The sequence below is a fragment of the Streptococcus sp. Marseille-Q5855 genome (assembly GCF_946901985.1).
Taxonomy (GTDB): Bacteria; Bacillota; Bacilli; order Lactobacillales; family Streptococcaceae; genus Streptococcus.
Genome location: NZ_CAMPPR010000004.1, coordinates 1 through 17,180 on the forward strand (window position 1 = coordinate 1; position 17,180 = coordinate 17,180).

A 17,180-nucleotide genomic window follows, 5' to 3' on the forward strand; every position below is an offset into this window, starting at 1 on the left:
CTTTTCCTAGCCTGTTAAAAAAACTGGATGAACAAGAGTCATGAGATAACTCGAATATGCCTTGAGCATGAAAATAAAATTACTAGTAGCCTCTTGTTCTATTGTTCAAATAGTTAACAGGAGGTTTTTATAATGGAAGTCATGATTGAAACGTGTTGTGGTATTGATGTCCACCAAAAATCCATTGTTTGTTGTATTCTAGATGGTCCACTAGATACTAATAAGCCAAAGAAAATTCAGAAGAAATTTGGGACAACTACTGTAGCTCTTCACAATGCCTTAGATTGGTTGGTGGAAAACCATGTCACACATGTCTTTTTTGAAAGTACTGGGCAATATTGGCTCCCTCTCTTTAATATCTTTTCAGATTCTAATCTCGTCTTGGTACTTGCCAATCCTCAACATATCAAGAATGTGCCTGGTCGAAAAACAGACATGAAAGATGCCGAATGGATTGCTCAACTCGGCCGTTGCGGACTAATTGAACCTTCCTATATCCCTGCTCCTGAAGTAGTACAGCTTCGTTTACTGACACGTCGCATGCGTTCTTACAAGCAGCGTCAAACTCAAGTCAAAAATGAAATTCACAATCTCTTACAACGGGCTAATATCAAGCTAACAAGTTATCTTTCTGATATTTTTTCTAAGACAGGGCGATCACTTTTAAAATTATTTATTAACGGAGAAAGCATTAATGTAGAATCTGTTATCCCTTGTATCCAAAAGCGAGTGAAAGCAAGTCCAGAAGAACTTGTTGAAGCGATGGAAGGAAAGTTGTCACTAGAAGATCGCTTCCTCTTAGACCAGAGCTTAGAGGAATATCAGATGTATCAGGAACTCATTGAAAAATTGACCGATGAGATTCAACACTACATCGAAAAGGAGTTTCCCTGAGGAAAATAGGATACTTCAAACCATTCCTGGTGTGAATGAAAACTGTGCTGCCACTATTCTAGCTGAGATTAGACCAACTGTTACAGCCTTTCCATCCGATGCACACTTAGCATCCTGGGCTGGACTATGCCCAGGATCTTATGAGAGTGCTGGCATTAAAAAATCCTCACACATTACGCAAGGAAATCGATATATCAAACAGGCTCTGACCATGTCGGGATTAATTGTAGCACATTCTAAGGATCCAGCTTTTTCTTCTTTTTACAATCGAATTTCCCAAAGAGGAAGCAAGATGAAGGCGATTATTGCTTGTGCTCATAAGATTCTCAGAATCATTTACAAACTACTCTCCACCAAACAGACTTATCAAAAAGAAAAGGCGATAGGACTGAGGAAACAGTTCTAACGCCCAAACTAAAAAAATTTCAATTACAGTATAGCACAGGAAGTGATTTTTTGCGCTTTTTTACTGTCTTTTTTCAAATAAAAGAACATCCTATTCTTCTTAACTATCTTCACTATCTGCCTTTCTCAAGCTAATCTTATTTTCAAAATCAATTCAAAAAATAACTGGATACACACTACTCCAATATCGAAAAGAAAAACGTTGATTATTTGTGAAAAAAGAAAATGCCGGAAAGTTCCGACATTGTTTTAGTAAGCTAACTTCCTGAAAATAGGAGTAACCACACATTCCAGAAAGCAGTGATATTTATGAGAATATGAACTAGTATTGGATAGTAGAGATTTTTTGTCATGCGATACAATAGAGCCAAAATAAGCCCTCCGCTAGCATAAATGAAAAAAGCAAGAGGAGTTAAAGCGAAATTGATATGAATATAACCGAAAATAATAGCAGAAAGCAAGACATCTCCGTACCAAGGTGAGTTTTTGAAAAAGGTTGTCATAAGCACACCGCGATAAATCAATTCCTCAGCAATAGGGCCGATGAAGCAAGCTATGAGCAAGAAATAGGGTAATTCCTGTCTCCCCATCATTTCTATCGTTTCATTCAAAGAGATTTGATTTGAAGTCGAGGGTATGAAATAAGACAAGAAGAAGTCCGACATATACGACATGATGTAGGCCAGTAAAAGGTAGATAAAGTACCTCAGCTGCCACTTGAAATGAAAAGTCTTCTTTCCTGCAAAAACTAGTAGATAGATGACTGCTGACAAAAGAACACCACTTTCCAGCAAAAGTAGAATCTGAAAAAACTCACGACTTGCTGGTAGATAAGGCTTTGCGAGATGATTGAAAAGCCTCCAAAACCAAGTTGAGTTGTAAAAAATTAAGGACAATGCTAGTAAAATCTGAATAATCCGTTTTTTCATATTAAATCCTCTGTTTTCCTTGACTAGACTATTGAATATAATGGTTTGCTTAACTGTATAACAAGTTTAGTATAGCATATCTTTGCAAAATATCCTCTCCAAATCATGAATTGTTATCAAAACATCCTAAACTGTAAAATCAATTAGTCCCAAGCTTTCTATCAATTTCTTCTCCAAAATATGCTATAATAATACCAAAAGATAAAGAAGGAAGACCTATGATTAAACTACTAGCCTTGGATATGGACGGAACCCTCCTCAATGAAGCCAAGGAAATCCCACAAGCTCACATCACAGCCATTCACCAAGCTATTGAAAAAGGTATCAAACTGGTTCTCTGTACGGGTCGCCCGCTTTTCGGTGTCCTCCCATACTACAAAAAACTGGGGCTAGACCTCCAGAATGAATATGTCATTGTCAACAACGGTTGTTCAACTCACCAGACAAGTGACTGGGGACTAGTTGATTGGCAAGAACTCAGTCCAGCAGACATCGAATACCTCTATGACCTAGCTGAAAAAAGTGATGTTCAGTTGACTCTTTTTGATGAGGAGCACTATTTTGTCCTCGGTGGCAAGCCCAATCAAGTCATCCAAAATGATGCCAAGCTAGTCTTTTCAGACCTGACAGAAATTTCCCTTGAGGAAGCAATCAGTGGCAAGTATCGCATGTTCCAAGGGATGTTTTTGGGCACCAGAGAGCAAACAGACGATTTTGAGCAGCGTTTTGCTGAGGAACTCTGCAAACGATTCAGTGGAGTTCGTTCGCAACCTGTCATTTATGAAGCTATGCCACTTGGTACGACAAAGGCTACTGCTCTTTCTCGACTAGCAGATATTTTGAAGATTGATTCCTCAGAGATTATGGCCATGGGCGATGCCAATAACGACATTGAAATGCTCCAGTTTGCAGGGCTTGGTATTGCTATGGGAAATGCCAGCGATTATGTCAAATCTCTTGCGGATGCCGTTACAGCAAGTAACGAAGAAGACGGCGTTGCGCGTGCCATTGAGAAATATATTTTATAGTAAAGAAGCCCAGTTCATATCAACTGGGTTTTGATATTTAAGAATTCCTAAAACTTTAGAAACTCTTTAGAAATGCTTGAGCTTTCTTTGATTTCTATGCTTTATACTAGAATTATCAAAATAAATCAAAAGGAGAGAATCATGAAAACAGTACTTGACATTCATGGATTGTCCAAAAACTTTGACAAACAAGCTATCCTTCAGGATCTTCATCTAACGATAAGAGAGGGAGATATTTATGGACTTATCGGGAAGAACGGAGCTGGGAAAACCACCTTAATCAAAATCATTACGCAACTACTGTTTGCGGATAAAGGGACTGTTTCCCTCTTCTCTAGCCAAACGGAAAATGAGTGGAGCAAGGCTCTATCTCGAGTAGGTTCAGTGATCGAATCACCTGTGGCCCATAATCACTTAACAGCCTACCAAAATCTGAAATATTACTGTATGATTCGCCATATTCCAAATGCTGATCAAGTCATTCGAGAAACGCTGGACTATGTAGGTTTGGCAGATACAGGTAAAAAATTCTTTCGTGATTTCTCTCTTGGAATGAAACAAAGACTTGGTATTGCCATTGCCCTCCTATCCAAACCAGATTTCCTGATTTTAGATGAACCTATCAACGGTCTCGACCCAATCGGTATCAAAGAATTTCGACTCATGATTCAACGGCTCAATCAAGAGAAAGGGATCACCATTCTCATCTCTAGCCATATCTTGTCAGAACTCTACCTCGTAGCTAATCGTTTTGGTATTTTAGATCAAGGCAAGGTTATCCGTGAAATCAGTAAAGCTGAATTTGAAACACTAAGTGAGGATTATATTGTTCTTAAGACAGCTGATAAAGAGAAAGCTTGTCAAGTATTGAAAGAACAAATCCAGCTCCAGTTCAAGGTTGTTAATTCAGAAAACGAAATCCACATTTTTGGTCAGGAACAAGATGTCAAACAGATTCTTAAGGAATTAACCTTGGCAGATGTTGCCATTGACGAGATTTACTATGCCCGTCAAAACCTAGAAGAATACTTCACTCAATTGGTCGAATAGGAGAAAAATCATGATACATACCATTCAAGCAGACTTTTACCGTCTTTTCCGCTCCAAAGGTTTTTGGATTACAGAGTTCATTCTCTTTGTACTCATGTTAATGGGGGCTATTTTTGGAGCTACTGGTCATTTGATGGCAATCCAGACAGAAGAACCAGAAATTCCAACCCATGGTTGGGACGGTGTACAGGCACTTATTAACGCATCTAGTCAAGGTTCAAACCTCGTTTTTCTCTGTATCGTCCTAGCTTGCCTCGTGCTTGGAGTTGATTTAATCGGTAAACTCTATAAAAATAATTTAACAGTGGGTGTTTCTCGTACCGAGTTTTTCCTTGCCAAAGCCTTTGTATTGGCTTGCATTGGACTTTCTCAACTCATCATCGGTCTCGTGATTGCCTTTATTCCAGCAACTATCTTAAATGGATTTGGAACTATGCCTGATGGCTTTATTGGCAATCTACTGATAACCATTTCCCTTCAATTCCTTTGCCTCCTTGCTTGGCTTTCCATTGTTTCCTTCATCCTCTATGTTAGTCATTCTTATCTTGCGGTATTTATTGGTTATTTTGTCAGCTCTATCTTACTTTCTATGCCAATGCTCTTTTTTCCAAATATCAAAATTTTACCATATTTGTCCTTGCAATTTTCCTATGCTATGACTGCTAATAGTGAATCCATTTTCTATACACTTATAGTTACCTTAGCTGTTATTGTAATCTTTAATATAGGTGGACTGACAGTTTTCAAAAAGAAAAGTCTATAAAAAATGACCTCCTCTAGCTACAGAGGAGGTTTCTTTTTGTTAAAAGTAAATAAAAACCGACAACCATTGCCCATCTGTGCTTAGTTTCATCTCTGCACCAAGAAGATGGCATAATTCCTCAGTGATATAAAGGCCTAAACCAGAGGATTCTTCGGTGTCTGATAGATTTTCAGAATAAAAACGGTTGCTGAGATTTTCTATTTTTTTGATGGGTTGTTTGACAAGGTTTGCAATCTCTAAGACAAGCTGTTCCTGTTCCTTTCTCAAAGATAGCCGTGCTTCTTCCTTACCATGTTTGAGGACATTTCCAAGCAAATTTTGTAAAATTCGATCCAGCAAGTCTTCATCGGTCCTCGTTTTTAAACCAGCTTCAACCTTAAAATCAAGCGTGATATTTGCAGCCTGAAAAACATCATAATAAGCCAAAGTCTTCTTGGTAATAAAAGCTGAAAGATCCACTTCTTCCAGTTTTGGTTTAACAGCTCCTTCCATCAACCGACGGTATTCTAGGAGAGCCTCCAAACGTTTGGAAACTAAATCAAGATGCTGGGCGATTTTTTGTAGGGTTTCTGATTTGTCTTCAGGAGACTTTATCAATTGTTGGGTGTAGCCTGACGCGATAGTCAGAGGGGTCCGAATATCATGGGCAATATTGCTGATGGCCATATCCAGAGTCTGTTTTTCCCTTTTCATAACCAATCGAGATTGCTCCACTTCCTGAAATAGATTCTCAATCTGCTGATAGAGATGTAAAAAATGTTTGGAAAAAATGCTGATCCCTACTCTTTTCATACTACCTGTGAGAATCTTGTCTTCAATCTGTTGACTCAAGTTTTTAAGTGCTAGATGGTAGCGAATCAATGCAATTGATAACATAATTAGGAGTACTAGTAGGACAAAAATTATCATGTAGGTCATTGCTTGCCTCCTTTTAATCTTATCCCAACACCCCAAATGGTTTCAATATATTCTTGATTTGGGTCAAGCTGATTTAATTTTTTACGAAGATTACTCAAATGCGTATTGAGGGTATTATCTCCAGGTAGGTAGCTATCCCCCCAGACCAATTCATAAAGTTCTTCCTTGGTGAAGATTTTCTTTGGATGTTTAAGGAGAGTTTGGAGAATTAAGCATTCTTTCTTGGCAAGGCGAATGGTTTCCTGACTATTTTTGATTTCAAAACTTTCTGCATCAAACTGGATATTTTTCAAGTTTTGTGGCAGATTTTCAGTTTTTTCTATTTCCATAGGCTGTTTTTCTATGCTTTGACGTAATTGAACAGTAACTCTGGCAAAGACTTCATCCAAATCAAAAGGTTTGACTATGTAATCATTGGCACCGTCTAAAAGGTATTGACTGATTAACTTCTTATCGCTCAAAGCTGTTAGCATAATGACTGGAGTTTGACTTTGTTCCCTGATGGCTTTTAAAACCTGATCCCCATTTTTCCCAGGAAGCATGATATCTAGCAAAACGAGGTCAATCCCACCTTGGTCAAAACGCATGATTCCTTCTGTACCAGAAAAGGCTTGAATCACCTCATGCTCCTCAGTAAGAAGTGTTCGCAAAATCTCTTGAATGTCACTATTGTCTTCAATAACCAATATCCTAGCCATAAATACCAACCTTTCTGCAACTATTATAGCATGTTTTATTGATAAAGCTTAAACAGAAAAGCTCCTCGCATAAAAGCGCGAGAAAGCCTTAGAGAGTTAAAATATAAAATCCACTTGCTAGATGACCTAGTATCTTATAGTTGCTAGTGAAAACTAATCTAGCAGAATGAATCTCTTATTTCTCCCCTACTAGTCCGTAATGCGTTGATACATTTCGGGTCTTCTATCTCGAAATAAGCCCCAGTTTAGGCGTTCGCTTGCTCCCTTATCTAGGTCATAAGTTGCTAACAGAACAACTTCTTCTTGTCTTTCAGCTCGTTCTAGAATAGCTCCTGTTTCATCCGTCATAAAGGATGAACCGTAAAAGTCAAGACTGGAACTCTGCCCACCATTTTCCTCACTTGGAATGACTTCCTCTAATCCATAACGATTGGCTGCGATGACTGGAACAATATTTGCTGCTGCGTGTCCTTGCATAGTACGTTGCCAGTGCCCACAACTGTCTGTATCCAAAATCGGCTCTGAACCGATGGCTGTAGGATAAAAGAGCAATTCAGCACCATTTAACGCAAGACAGCGCGCTGTTTCAGGGAACCATTGATCCCAACAGATGCCAATACCAATCTTGGCATAGCGAGTATCCCAGACCTTGAAACCAGTGTTGCCAGGTGTAAAATAAAATTTTTCTTGATAATAATGGTCATCTGGTATGTGGGTTTTCCGATAAACGCCCAGCATTTCCCCATCTGCATCAATAACGGCAATAGAGTTATACAAGACATTGCCATCTTTTTCATAGAAACTGATTGGTAAAACGACCTTTAGCTCCTTGGCAATGGTTTTAAAATGCTGAATGGCTGTATTTTCTGCTACAGATTGGGCATGCTGGTAGTAGTCATACTGACGTTCCTGGCAAAAGTATGGACGTTCAAACAACTCGGGCAAGAGAATGATTTGTGCGCCTTGTTCTGCAGCCTGACGTACTAAACGCTCTGCGGTTTGGATATTTGTTGCCACATCCTTGGCACATTGCATCTGAATGGCTGCAACTCTTACATTTCTCATCTTTTTCTCCTATTCTGGGATTTGTTGGGTGATACAGTGGATATTGCCACCACCTAAAAGAATATCTCTGGCTGGTATTCCGACAACTTTACGGTCTGGGAAACACTTACTGAGGATATCTAAGGCCACTTGGTCATTGACATCCTCGAACTGTGGAACCAAGACTGCCTTGTTGGCGATATAAAAGTTTACGTAGGAAGCTGCTAGTCGTTCACCTGCGTATCGCTCTTCTTCTCCTTCTTCATAGATGTAGCCTGGCAGATCCTCTTCGGTTACAACTTGATGAAGAGCTGGAATTGGAAGTTTATGAATGGTAAACTTCCGTCCTTTTGCATCTGTCTCTTGCTCTAAGAGTTCGAGATCTGCTTTTGACATGGCATACTGGGGATCATTTTGATCATCTGTCCAAGCCAAGACAAGCTCTGCAGGACCAACAAAGGCAGCAACATTATCAACGTGTTCATTGGTTTCATCTTGATAAATACCATACGGAAGCCAAATAACTTTTTCAGCTCCAAGGCTCTCTAATAGGGTATTCTCGATTTTCTCTTTAGTCAGGTGAGGATTACGCCCAGGACTAAGCAAGCAACTTTCAGTTACGAGAATGGTTCCTTGTCCATCACTATGGATTGCGCCTCCTTCCAGTACAAAAGGTTTGGCATCGTAAACGGGCATTTCCAAGACCTCAGCAAAAAGACTGGCTACTTGGTCATCATCTTGATAGTCTTGGTAGAGACCATCAACAGCTCCACCCCACGCATTGAAAGACCAATCCACGGCTAATTTCTGGCCTTTATCATTGACAAGAATAGTCGGACCTGTATCACGCGCCCAGGCATCATTTGTCTGAATATCTAGATAAACAACCTTGTCTCCAAGATAAGATTGGGCTTCAGATAGATAGCCCTGCTCCACCAAGAGATAAACGGTTTCCCCTTCTTCTATGGTTTTTATAATCTGGCTAAAAGCCTTTTTAGCTGCCTTACCTTGATAAGGCCAAGATCCTGGTCTTGTTGGCCAGATCATCAAGGTTCCGTGATGGGGTTCGTACTCTGCTGGCATGCGATAGCCTAATTTTTGGGGACTGTCCATCATGATAATCTCCCTTTAAAATCTTGATAGCCAAAGGCTTTGACTAAGCTACAGTCTCCCTGTTCGTCCATGAGATAGAGACTTGGTAATCCAATACCGTTAAAGGTATTATTTTTGACAAAAGAATAAATGGCCATGTCTTCGAAATAAAGTCTATCTCCAATCTCAACAGGATTTTCAAAACTATAATCACCAATCACATCGCCCGTCAGACAGGTATTGGAAGAAAGTCTGTAGGTATGGAATTTTTCCTGTGCCTCAAAGCCATTTCTCAAAGGTGGACGATAGGGCATCTCAAGTACATCAGGCATATGGCAGGTTGCGGAAGCATCTAAAACCAAGATTTCCATACCGTTTTCTACAATATCTAATACCTCAGTTGCTAGATAACCTGCATTGAGCGCAATGGCTTCACCCGGCTCGATATAGACTTCAAGATTGTAAGTTTCTCGGATACGCTTGATTTCTGAAATCAGCAAATCCACATCGTAACCTTCTCTTGTGATGTGGTGACCACCACCCATATTGAGCCATTTGACCTCATGTAAGTACGAACCAAACTGCGCTTCTACTGCTTTCAAAGTTGTCTCTAAATCATCCGAGCCTTGCTCGCAAAGGGTGTGAAAATGAAGGCCGTCAACCAAATCCAGCAAATCACTAGGAATTTTATCTAGTGTAACACCAAAACGAGAACCAGGTGCACAAGGGTCATAGAGCGCGTGGTCACCCTGTGTTGAACATTGAGGATTGAGACGTAAACCCACGCTTACACCAGCCTCCCGACAACGGGCCCCATGTTTACGCAATTGTCTCTCAGAGTTAAAAACGATATGGTCCGTTATCTCTAGCAATTCCTCCATGTCCTCATCCTTGAAAGCAGGCGAAAATACATGGACTTCCCCCGGGAATTCTTCTCTAGCTAGCTTGGCCTCGTATAGACCACTTGCAGTTGTACCAGATAAATACTGGCTAATCAAGGGATAGGTTTTGTAGAGGGAATATGCCTTCTGGGCAAGCAAAACCTTACAGCCAGCTTCTTCTTGAACATATTGTAGGATACGGCAGTTGGCTTCTAACTTGGCCAAGTCAATAATATAAGCTGGTGTTGGTACTTGTTCTAACTTCATTAGTCCACCATTTGTGGATTTTCAACCACAACCCAAGGTAAACCATACTCATTCAAAGCTTCCATGAATGGATCTGGATCCAATTCTTCAAGGTTATACACTCCAGCTTGTTTCCAAGTACCGTTCATAACCAATTTTGTTCCAATCATGGCTGGAACGCCTGTCGTGTAAGAAATAGCTTGCGAACCAACCTCTGCATAACATTCCTGATGGTCGCAAACATTGTAGATGTAGATAGTCTTTTCAACGCCATCTTTGACACCTGTAAAGATACAGCCAATATTGGTTTTTCCGACTGTACGTGGGCCAAGGCTGGCAGGATCAGGAAGCAAGGCTTTCAAAAATTGAATCGGAACAATTTCTTGGCCGTTAAAGTTAATGGTATCTGTACGAAGGAGACCGACATTTTCCAAGCATTTCATGTGCGTTAGATAAGATTGACCAAAAGTCATAAAGAAGCGAATGCGTTTGACACCTGGAATATTTTTAGCTAAAGATTCAATTTCTTCGTGGTGGAGGAGATACATGTCTTTTTGTCCAACTTGAGGGAAATCGTACTCGCGCTTGATAGACATAGCTTCCACTTCGACCCATTTTCCATCTTCCCAGTAAGAACCTGGCGCAGAAACCTCGCGTAGATTGATTTCTGGGTTGAAGTTGGTCGCAAACGGATAACCGTGGTCACCACCATTACAGTCTAGAATGTCGATATAGTGGATTTCATCAAAATAGTGTTTGAGGGCATAGGCTGAAAAGACACTAGTCACACCTGGGTCAAAGCCAGATCCAAGCAGAGCAGTCAAGCCTGCTTGTTTGAATTTTTCCTGATAAGCCCATTGCCATGAGTAGTCAAAGTAGGCTGTAAATCCAAGTTCCTTACAACGTTTCTCATAGATGGCACGCCATTCTGGATCTTCCGTATCCTCTGCCTCGTAGTTAGCTGTATCGATATAGTGAACACCTGTTGCCAAACAAGCGTCCATAATGGTTAAATCTTGATATGGTAAAGCTACATTCAAAACAGCTTCTGGTTTGTAGCTTTCAATCAGGGCAATCACTTCTTCTACCTTGTCAGCATCAAGAGCAGCTGTCTCAATCTTTGTACTTGTTTTGCCTTCCAGTTTAGCTTTCAAGTCATCACATTTTGACTTGGTACGACTGGCAATCATAATTTCTGTAAAGGTTTCGCTATCTTGGCAAATCTTTGAAATAGCAACTTGGGCAACTCCCCCACATCCAATAACTAGTAAACGACTCATTTTTTTCCTTCCTCTTCTTCTAAAATGTCCTCAACATACTTGGGCAACATAAAGGCCCCTACATGTAAGTTTGCAGTGTAGTATTCTGTGAAAAGCTGGCGTTTTTTCCAGCCTTCCTTGTCAAAATCTTTGACAGGGTGGTATTTTTTAGATGCAAATCCAAACAACCAATAGCCAGCAGGGCTAGTTGGGATATGGGCCTGATAGACCCGACTGATTGGAAAGGCTTGATTGACCTTGCGGTGCATGCTTCGACAAGCTGACTCATCTTCGTCAAAGAAAGGACTCCCATGCTGGTAAATCATGATACCGTCTTCTTTCAAGGCTCTGTAACTGTTACCGTAAAATTCCTTGGTAAAGAGCCCTTCCGTATGGCCAAATGGATCTGTCGCATCGTTGATGATAATATCATAGTCATCTTCACAGTTTCGCAAAAAGCGTAGCCCATTTTGGTAGTAAATGGTAACACGAGGATCATCTAGCCCTGCAGCAAAGTCTGGGAAATACTCACGACAGACTTCAACCAACATCTCATCTGGTTCCACAATATCGATTTGTTCAAGCTCAGGATAGAGAGTTAATACTTGGGCAACACCGCCGTCGCCACCCCCAATAACCAAGACTTTCTTTGGATTGGGATGCACAGCCATGGGAACGTGGACGGTCATTTCATTGTAGACAAAATCATCCGCATCTGAGAACAAAACATGCCCATTTAAAATCAAAATCTTTCCAAAAGCTGGGGTATCCAAGACTTCGATATCCTGCCATTCACTTTTACCAGCGTAGAGTTGCTTGGCTGTTCTCAGGGACAATTTGACATCTGGAGTATGAACTTCAGAAAACCATAAATCCATCTAGATCTCCTTTCTCTTAATGACGTTGATGTGATTGACCTCAGGATCTTCCGTCCCTTGGAGGGAGCAACCACGTTCCTTGGCAAATTGGATATAGTCGACAATTTCTCGTGTAATGCGTTCTCCAGGAGCCAAGATAGGAATTCCTGGAGGATAGCACATGACAAATTCTCCACAGATCTGTCTAACAGATTCATCCAAGGTCAAACTTTTTCTCTCTGAATAGAAGGCTTCCTGAGGAGATAACACTAACTCGGGCTGGATATATTCTCCAGCTATCAAGTCTTTCCCATCTCGTGAATAGAGTCTCTTGATATCAGCCAAAGCACCGACTAAGCGCTCGATGTCTTGGATGCGGTCACCAATCGAAATATAAGCCAAGATATTGCCAATATCACCAAATTCGATCTGAATGTCGTATTCATCGCGCAGGAGGTCATAAACCTCAATACCTGTTAAGCCAATACCCTGAGTATAAACTGACAGCTTGGTTACATCAAAATCACAGACCGACATACCATCTATTAACTCTTTTGAGTAGGCATAGTAACCGCCAATGGCATTGATTTCACGACGAGCGTACTCGGATAGCTCAATGACTTTCTCAAAGGATTCTTTACCGCGTAGGGCCAAGTTGCGACGCGAAATATCCAAACTAGCCATCAATAAGTAAGAGGCGGATGTTGACTGGGTCAGGTTGATGATCTGACGAACGTACTCAGGATTCATCTGCTCCCCGATTAAAAGAAGCGAACTTTGTGTCAAACTCCCACCAGACTTATGCATAGAAACTGCTGCCATATCAGCACCTGCATCCATAGCAGATACCGGCAATTTATCAGTAAAATGCAAATGCGCTCCGTGGGCCTCATCTACTAAAACCATCATGCCAGCTTCATGAGCCATTTCTGTCAACCCTTTTAGGTCTGAACAGATGCCGTAGTAAGTAGGATTGTTAATCAAAATGGCCTTGGCATCTGGATGGTCCTTTATGGCCTGTGCTACTCGGTCATTTTCAAAACCTAAAGCGATACCAATCTTAGGATCTACACTCATCTCTATATAGATGGGAATTGCACCACATAGAACCAGCGCATTGATAGCAGATTTATGGACATTTCGTGGCAGAATAATCTTATCTCCAGCCTTGCAGGTTGACAGAATCATAGTCTGTACCGATGAAGTTGTTCCTCCAATCATGAGAAAAGCATGGCTAGCTCCAAAAGCATCTGCAGCCAGCTCCTCTGCATCTCGAATAATCGAAATGGGATGACCTAAATTATCCAAGGGTTTCATAGAATTGACATCAATGCCAACACATTTTTCTCCTAAGAGTTCGACAAGTTCTGGATTTCCTCGTCCACGCTTGTGACCTGGAACATCAAAGGGAACAATTCTTTTCTTGCGCAACTTCACCAAAGCCTCATAAATTGGGGCTTGGTTTTGATCTAACTTCTTCAAGACTTACTCCTTTACCGTATTTTTAGTGCCTCAAGAAGATAAAGGCGACTAAAGGTTGACTCATGAAAAAAGAGCAGGTTTTCACCTGCTCTGCAATCTTCTGACGTGTTTATTTTGGTTTCTGTTGAGTATGTCTGTTCCTGATGTTTCCTAACTCTCTAGTAGCAAATATTACGTACTTTATTGATCGTTTCACAAGATGACGTGTGCTTTCACCACACTAAAAATTTATGAATTAGGACAAGTGTCCTAACATCAACTTATAAAAGTAGGCTTTTAACCCTATCAATAATGTGGTTTTTCAACCACGCTTCGGCATTCAACCCTGCCTGTCCGTAGGCATTTTTTACTCGGGTTTATATTTGCTAGAAAACATCATCTCATTTTCTAAGCTTTATTACTATATCATGTTTCCAAGAACTTGTAAAGCCTTTTACGAAAAAAATATAAAAAAGTTCGCAAAATATTTGGATTTTATTTGATTTAATACTAATTATTCTCTTGTAAACGATTATAAAGTGAACAAAATGTTTATCATATTTAATTTTAAATTTTTTATGCTATTCTATACTCTTTACCTTCGGTGTTTGATCTATCAGAAAAAATGCTGAAATTTCTACATCATTAGAATCGTGCAACTTTTTTCAGATACTTTTAAAAGATTGATTTCCCTATATTTTTCCTTTATACTGGACAAAAAGGAGAATAATATGTCAGAAACAAATCACGAAATCGATTCAAATTTTGCAGGTCGTTTAAATATCCTGCGTGCGGGTGTTCTTGGTGCCAATGATGGAATTATTTCCATTGCTGGTGTGGTTATTGGGGTTGCCAGTGCTACGAGCAATATCTGGATTATCTTTTTATCAGGATTTGCGGCTATTTTGGCCGGTGCCTTTTCAATGGCTGGTGGAGAATATGTATCCGTTTCAACTCAAAAAGATACTGAGGAAGCGGCCGTTGCGCGTGAGCAGCTCTTGCTAGACCAAGATATGGAACTAGCCAAAAAATCCCTCTATGCTGCCTATATCCAAAATGGAGAATGTGAAACCTCTGCCCAGCTCTTGACCAACAAAGCATTTTTAAATAATCTGCTCAAGGCTTTGGTAGAGGAAAAATATGGGATTGAGTATGAAGAGTTTACAAATCCTTGGCATGCTGCTATCTCTAGCTTTATTTCTTTTTTCCTTGGTAGCTTACCACCAATGCTGTCAGTAACTATTTTCCCAAGTGAATACCGCATTCCTGCTACTGTCCTTATCGTCGGTGTGGCCCTTCTTCTCACTGGTTACACTAGTGCCAAACTTGGAAAAGCCCCAACCAAAACAGCTATGATTCGGAACCTAGCTATTGGTCTTTTAACCATGGGAGTTACCTTTCTGCTAGGACAACTTTTCAGCATTTAATACTCTTCGAAAATCTCTTCAAACCACGTCAGCTTCACCTTGCCGTATATATGTTACTGACTTCGTCAGTTCTATCTGCAACCTCAAAACGGTGTTTTGAGCTGACTTCGTCAGTTCTATCTACAACCTCAAAGCAGTGCTTTGAGCAACCTGCGGCTAGCTTCCTAGTTTGCTTTTTGATTTTCATTGAGTATAAAATACAAGAAATACCTCGATTTTGAAGTCGAGGTATCTTTTTTTACATTTGCACAATCTTACGATAACTTCTTGAAGTAATCATAAAAATCAGCACATAGGCGATGAGGAAGATAGCGCAGATAGACAAGGTCACAATCAACATCATATTCGTATCTATTACACCAATCACTTTTAAAATCAAGCTAAGCATATGGTAGGCAAAGGCTAGATGTATGAAGGCAAAAAGCAAAGGAAGGAAGAAAACAGTTAAAACCTGTTTGTTGATGGTTTGCTTGATTTGCTTTTGATCTAAACCGACTTTCTGCAAGATAATAAAACGCTCACGGTCTTCATAGCCTTCAGAAATTTGTTTGTAATAGATGACCAGAACGGTTCCGACCATAAAGATAATGGATAGGAAAATACCGATAAAGAAGACACCACCAAAGAGGGCACTCATCTGAGCACTAGCATCTGATAAATTACTACCATAAACATAGCTACCTTCCGTGTTTAATTGAGCATTAAATTGATCGAGGTATTTATCATATTCTTCAGCGACCTTGAGTTGTTCTTCTTCACTGGCATTTACATTTATGCCACCGTAAAACTGATTATAGATAGCCGAATCTGGGAATTGATCCAAAAAGGCTTGTAAATCAGGTACAACAAGGTAATTGTAATCAGCAGTCAAAATATTAAACTGATTTGGAACGTGGTTCACAATGAAATCTTTATTAAATTCTTCTTTGACAGAAAATTGATGATCATTCAGAATTAGAGTTTTCTGTTCTTTAACTCCCTCATTCTTGGCAAAGAGTCCAACCTCATTTCCTGATAGAGACAGTTTTTGACCAGTCATATTTTCATAATCTTTTTGGTCAAACACCATGAAAACTGTTGTGGGTTGGACACGATTTTGTCCTTTTTCAAAAAGTGTTAACTTATTTCCTTCTTGGTTCGCAACACCGAAGTAAGTGTAACGAAACACTTCTTTTTCTTTAATCTTATAACCTTTGTCACTTGCAAACTGGCTCAAGAGTTTGTCCAAGTCTTCTTTTTCAACATTTTGCCCTGAAACTCCAAAATCATGAGGATTTAGAACTTTTTTAAAGGATTCTGCGGAATTGAAAATGCTTGTCGCTGCTGACATGGTTACCAAAACCATTGTTGACAAGATAGCGATGGTTGCTAGTCCAACCGCATTTTTCTTCATACGGAAAATCAAGTTAGACACTGAGATAAGGTTATTTGGTTGGTAATAGTATTTCTTGTTTTTCTTTAAGACTTGAAGGAAGACTGTAATTCCTGCATTAAACAAGAGATAAGTACCAAAGATAACCAGCAAAACAGCTATGAAGAAGGTTGTTAAGGCTGTAAGAGGATCTTTTACAGTAAGGGCAAGATAGTAGCCAATCCCTAAACTTATGGAACCAAGAATCGTTTGGAGAGGTAGGAAGCGACCTTTTTTCTCACCACTAGCTTTTTCACGAGAAAGCTGGAGGGCATTCATACGGGCGATTCGAAGGGCATTCAGGAACATGAGGCCTAGAAAAATCAGACCAAAGACAAGAAGTACTGTAATGACAACTTTCATCTGGAAGGTAGCGACCAGCTCAACCTTCAATTTCATCAGTTTGAGCAAGAAAGCGAAAATCAACTTGTCAAACAAGGCTCCAATACCGATACCCGCTCCAACAGTTAGAATCCCAAATAGCACTAACTCCTTAAAGGTCATACTGATTAGATGACGCTTCTCCAAACCCAGCATGCCATAAATTCCTAGTTCCTTGGAACGGTTTTTCATAACAAAACTATTGGCATAGAGGACGATAATGGCTGACGCAAGTGTGACGACAAACATACCAAATCCAAGAGTAGCTTGAATGGTTGATCCTCCACGGATTTCCGCAATCTTGGGATTGAAAGTTAGAGAGTAAAAGAGATAGGTGACAGTGACTGCCAAGAGAACAGCCAGCGCAAAGGGATAGTAGAGTTTGCGGTTTTTAATCAAGTTCGATACCGCTAACTTATTGGTTAATCGAAACATA

Annotated in this window: 17 protein-coding genes and 1 pseudogene; 7 read left to right on the forward strand and 11 right to left on the reverse strand. The window is 40.1% G+C overall.

The annotated features are described in order from the left end of the window. Nucleotides 1-132: 132 nt before the first annotated feature. The 3 genes and pseudogenes from OC529_RS05185 to OC529_RS05190 form a co-directional block, all read left to right on the forward strand. Nucleotides 133-894, forward strand: coding sequence for an IS110 family transposase (locus tag OC529_RS05185; protein ID WP_164227069.1), 762 nt, complete (start codon nt 133-135; stop codon nt 892-894). Beyond that, a complete protein-coding gene (locus OC529_RS11825; RefSeq protein ID WP_410096435.1) occupies nt 857-1,300 on the forward strand; it encodes a transposase in 444 nt (147 codons plus the stop codon). Before OC529_RS05185 ends, OC529_RS11825 begins: the two co-directional genes overlap by 38 nt. Before the next feature lie 80 nt (nt 1,301-1,380). After that, a pseudogene (locus tag OC529_RS05190) lies at nt 1,381-1,505 on the forward strand (AraC family transcriptional regulator); the annotation flags it as partial. A gap of 51 nt (nt 1,506-1,556) precedes the next feature. Here OC529_RS05190 and OC529_RS05195 read toward each other — a convergent pair. Then, nucleotides 1,557-2,228: a CPBP family intramembrane glutamic endopeptidase gene (locus OC529_RS05195; RefSeq protein WP_112443590.1), complete on the reverse strand. Its 672-nt coding sequence runs from the start codon at nt 2,226-2,228 to the stop codon at nt 1,557-1,559. A gap of 218 nt (nt 2,229-2,446) precedes the next feature. Here OC529_RS05195 and OC529_RS05200 point away from each other — a divergent pair, with 218 nt between their 5' ends. From OC529_RS05200 to OC529_RS05210, 3 genes are all read left to right on the forward strand, one after another. Then, nucleotides 2,447-3,256: an HAD family hydrolase gene (locus tag OC529_RS05200; protein ID WP_262081649.1), complete on the forward strand. Its 810-nt coding sequence runs from the start codon at nt 2,447-2,449 to the stop codon at nt 3,254-3,256. Between the two features lie 141 nt (nt 3,257-3,397). Continuing rightward, complete coding sequence (locus OC529_RS05205) at nt 3,398-4,306, forward strand: ATP-binding cassette domain-containing protein (RefSeq protein ID WP_262081650.1); 909 nt, start codon at nt 3,398-3,400, stop codon at nt 4,304-4,306. A 10-nt stretch (nt 4,307-4,316) separates the two neighbouring features. Further along, nucleotides 4,317-5,069 carry an ABC transporter permease gene (locus OC529_RS05210; protein WP_262081651.1) on the forward strand — a complete coding sequence of 251 codons (753 nt, stop codon included), beginning with the start codon at nt 4,317-4,319 and terminating at the stop codon, nt 5,067-5,069. A 39-nt stretch (nt 5,070-5,108) separates the two neighbouring features. Here OC529_RS05210 and OC529_RS05215 read toward each other — a convergent pair whose 3' ends face one another. The 8 genes from OC529_RS05215 to OC529_RS05250 form a co-directional block, all read right to left on the reverse strand. Next, the gene (locus tag OC529_RS05215; RefSeq protein ID WP_262081652.1) at nt 5,109-5,987 is read right to left on the reverse strand and encodes a sensor histidine kinase; all 879 of its coding nucleotides are present in this window, start codon (nt 5,985-5,987) and stop codon (nt 5,109-5,111) included. Beyond that, nucleotides 5,984-6,685, reverse strand: coding sequence for a response regulator transcription factor (locus OC529_RS05220; protein ID WP_262081653.1), 702 nt, complete (start codon nt 6,683-6,685; stop codon nt 5,984-5,986). Before OC529_RS05220 ends, OC529_RS05215 begins: the two co-directional genes overlap by 4 nt. 189 nt (nt 6,686-6,874) lie before the next feature. Continuing rightward, nucleotides 6,875-7,750 carry an N-carbamoylputrescine amidase gene (gene aguB, locus OC529_RS05225; protein ID WP_262081654.1) on the reverse strand — a complete coding sequence of 292 codons (876 nt, stop codon included), beginning with the start codon at nt 7,748-7,750 and terminating at the stop codon, nt 6,875-6,877. 9 nt (nt 7,751-7,759) lie between these two features. After that, entirely contained in the window at nt 7,760-8,845 is a 1,086-nt protein-coding gene (gene aguA / locus OC529_RS05230) for an agmatine deiminase (protein ID WP_262081655.1), read from the reverse strand. Continuing rightward, nucleotides 8,842-9,969, reverse strand: a complete 1,128-nt coding sequence (nspC, locus tag OC529_RS05235) for a carboxynorspermidine decarboxylase (RefSeq protein WP_262081656.1) — start codon at nt 9,967-9,969, stop codon at nt 8,842-8,844. Before nspC ends, aguA begins: the two co-directional genes overlap by 4 nt. Further along, complete coding sequence (locus OC529_RS05240) at nt 9,969-11,228, reverse strand: saccharopine dehydrogenase family protein (RefSeq protein WP_262081657.1); 1,260 nt, start codon at nt 11,226-11,228, stop codon at nt 9,969-9,971. The genes nspC and OC529_RS05240 overlap by 1 nt, the downstream gene beginning before the upstream one ends. Further along, nucleotides 11,225-12,085: a polyamine aminopropyltransferase gene (gene speE, locus OC529_RS05245; protein WP_000366713.1), complete on the reverse strand. Its 861-nt coding sequence runs from the start codon at nt 12,083-12,085 to the stop codon at nt 11,225-11,227. The genes OC529_RS05240 and speE overlap by 4 nt, the downstream gene beginning before the upstream one ends. Beyond that, nucleotides 12,086-13,546, reverse strand: a complete 1,461-nt coding sequence (locus OC529_RS05250) for an aminotransferase class I/II-fold pyridoxal phosphate-dependent enzyme (RefSeq protein ID WP_262081658.1) — start codon at nt 13,544-13,546, stop codon at nt 12,086-12,088. A gap of 710 nt (nt 13,547-14,256) precedes the next feature. Between OC529_RS05250 and OC529_RS05255 the strand changes: the two genes are divergently transcribed. Beyond that, the gene (locus tag OC529_RS05255) at nt 14,257-14,952 is read left to right on the forward strand and encodes a VIT family protein (RefSeq protein ID WP_262081659.1); all 696 of its coding nucleotides are present in this window, start codon (nt 14,257-14,259) and stop codon (nt 14,950-14,952) included. A 34-nt stretch (nt 14,953-14,986) separates the two neighbouring features. Here OC529_RS05255 and OC529_RS05260 read toward each other — a convergent pair whose 3' ends face one another. Together OC529_RS05260 and OC529_RS05265 are read right to left on the reverse strand one after the other, a co-directional pair. Then, nucleotides 14,987-15,139 (reverse strand): hypothetical protein, encoded by a 153-nt coding sequence (locus OC529_RS05260; RefSeq protein WP_262081660.1) that lies wholly within the window; start codon nt 15,137-15,139, stop codon nt 14,987-14,989. Between the two features lie 51 nt (nt 15,140-15,190). Beyond that, nucleotides 15,191-17,179: an ABC transporter permease gene (locus OC529_RS05265; RefSeq protein ID WP_262081661.1), complete on the reverse strand. Its 1,989-nt coding sequence runs from the start codon at nt 17,177-17,179 to the stop codon at nt 15,191-15,193. Between the last annotated feature and the right edge of the window lies 1 nt (nt 17,180).

Bases quoted from the DNA above. Each gene is read 5' to 3' on its own strand.
- OC529_RS11825 (WP_410096435.1), top strand. From the start codon at position 857: ATGAGATTCAACACTACATCGAAAAGGAGTTTCCCTGAGGAAAATAGG.
- aguA (WP_262081655.1), bottom strand. From the start codon at position 8,845: ATGATGGACAGTCCCCAAAAATTAGGCTATCGCATGCCAGCAGAGTAC.
- OC529_RS05265 (WP_262081661.1), bottom strand. From the start codon at position 17,179: ATGTTTCGATTAACCAATAAGTTAGCGGTATCGAACTTGATTAAAAAC.
- OC529_RS05200 (WP_262081649.1), top strand. From the start codon at position 2,447: ATGATTAAACTACTAGCCTTGGATATGGACGGAACCCTCCTCAATGAA.
- nspC (WP_262081656.1), bottom strand. From the start codon at position 9,969: ATGAAGTTAGAACAAGTACCAACACCAGCTTATATTATTGACTTGGCC.
- speE (WP_000366713.1), bottom strand. From the start codon at position 12,085: ATGGATTTATGGTTTTCTGAAGTTCATACTCCAGATGTCAAATTGTCC.
- OC529_RS05185 (WP_164227069.1), top strand. From the start codon at position 133: ATGGAAGTCATGATTGAAACGTGTTGTGGTATTGATGTCCACCAAAAA.
- OC529_RS05240 (WP_262081657.1), bottom strand. From the start codon at position 11,228: ATGAGTCGTTTACTAGTTATTGGATGTGGGGGAGTTGCCCAAGTTGCT.
- OC529_RS05210 (WP_262081651.1), top strand. From the start codon at position 4,317: ATGATACATACCATTCAAGCAGACTTTTACCGTCTTTTCCGCTCCAAA.
- OC529_RS05255 (WP_262081659.1), top strand. From the start codon at position 14,257: ATGTCAGAAACAAATCACGAAATCGATTCAAATTTTGCAGGTCGTTTA.
- aguB (WP_262081654.1), bottom strand. From the start codon at position 7,750: ATGAGAAATGTAAGAGTTGCAGCCATTCAGATGCAATGTGCCAAGGAT.
- OC529_RS05215 (WP_262081652.1), bottom strand. From the start codon at position 5,987: ATGACCTACATGATAATTTTTGTCCTACTAGTACTCCTAATTATGTTA.
- OC529_RS05205 (WP_262081650.1), top strand. From the start codon at position 3,398: ATGAAAACAGTACTTGACATTCATGGATTGTCCAAAAACTTTGACAAA.
- OC529_RS05260 (WP_262081660.1), bottom strand. From the start codon at position 15,139: ATGAAAATCAAAAAGCAAACTAGGAAGCTAGCCGCAGGTTGCTCAAAG.
- OC529_RS05220 (WP_262081653.1), bottom strand. From the start codon at position 6,685: ATGGCTAGGATATTGGTTATTGAAGACAATAGTGACATTCAAGAGATT.
- OC529_RS05195 (WP_112443590.1), bottom strand. From the start codon at position 2,228: ATGAAAAAACGGATTATTCAGATTTTACTAGCATTGTCCTTAATTTTT.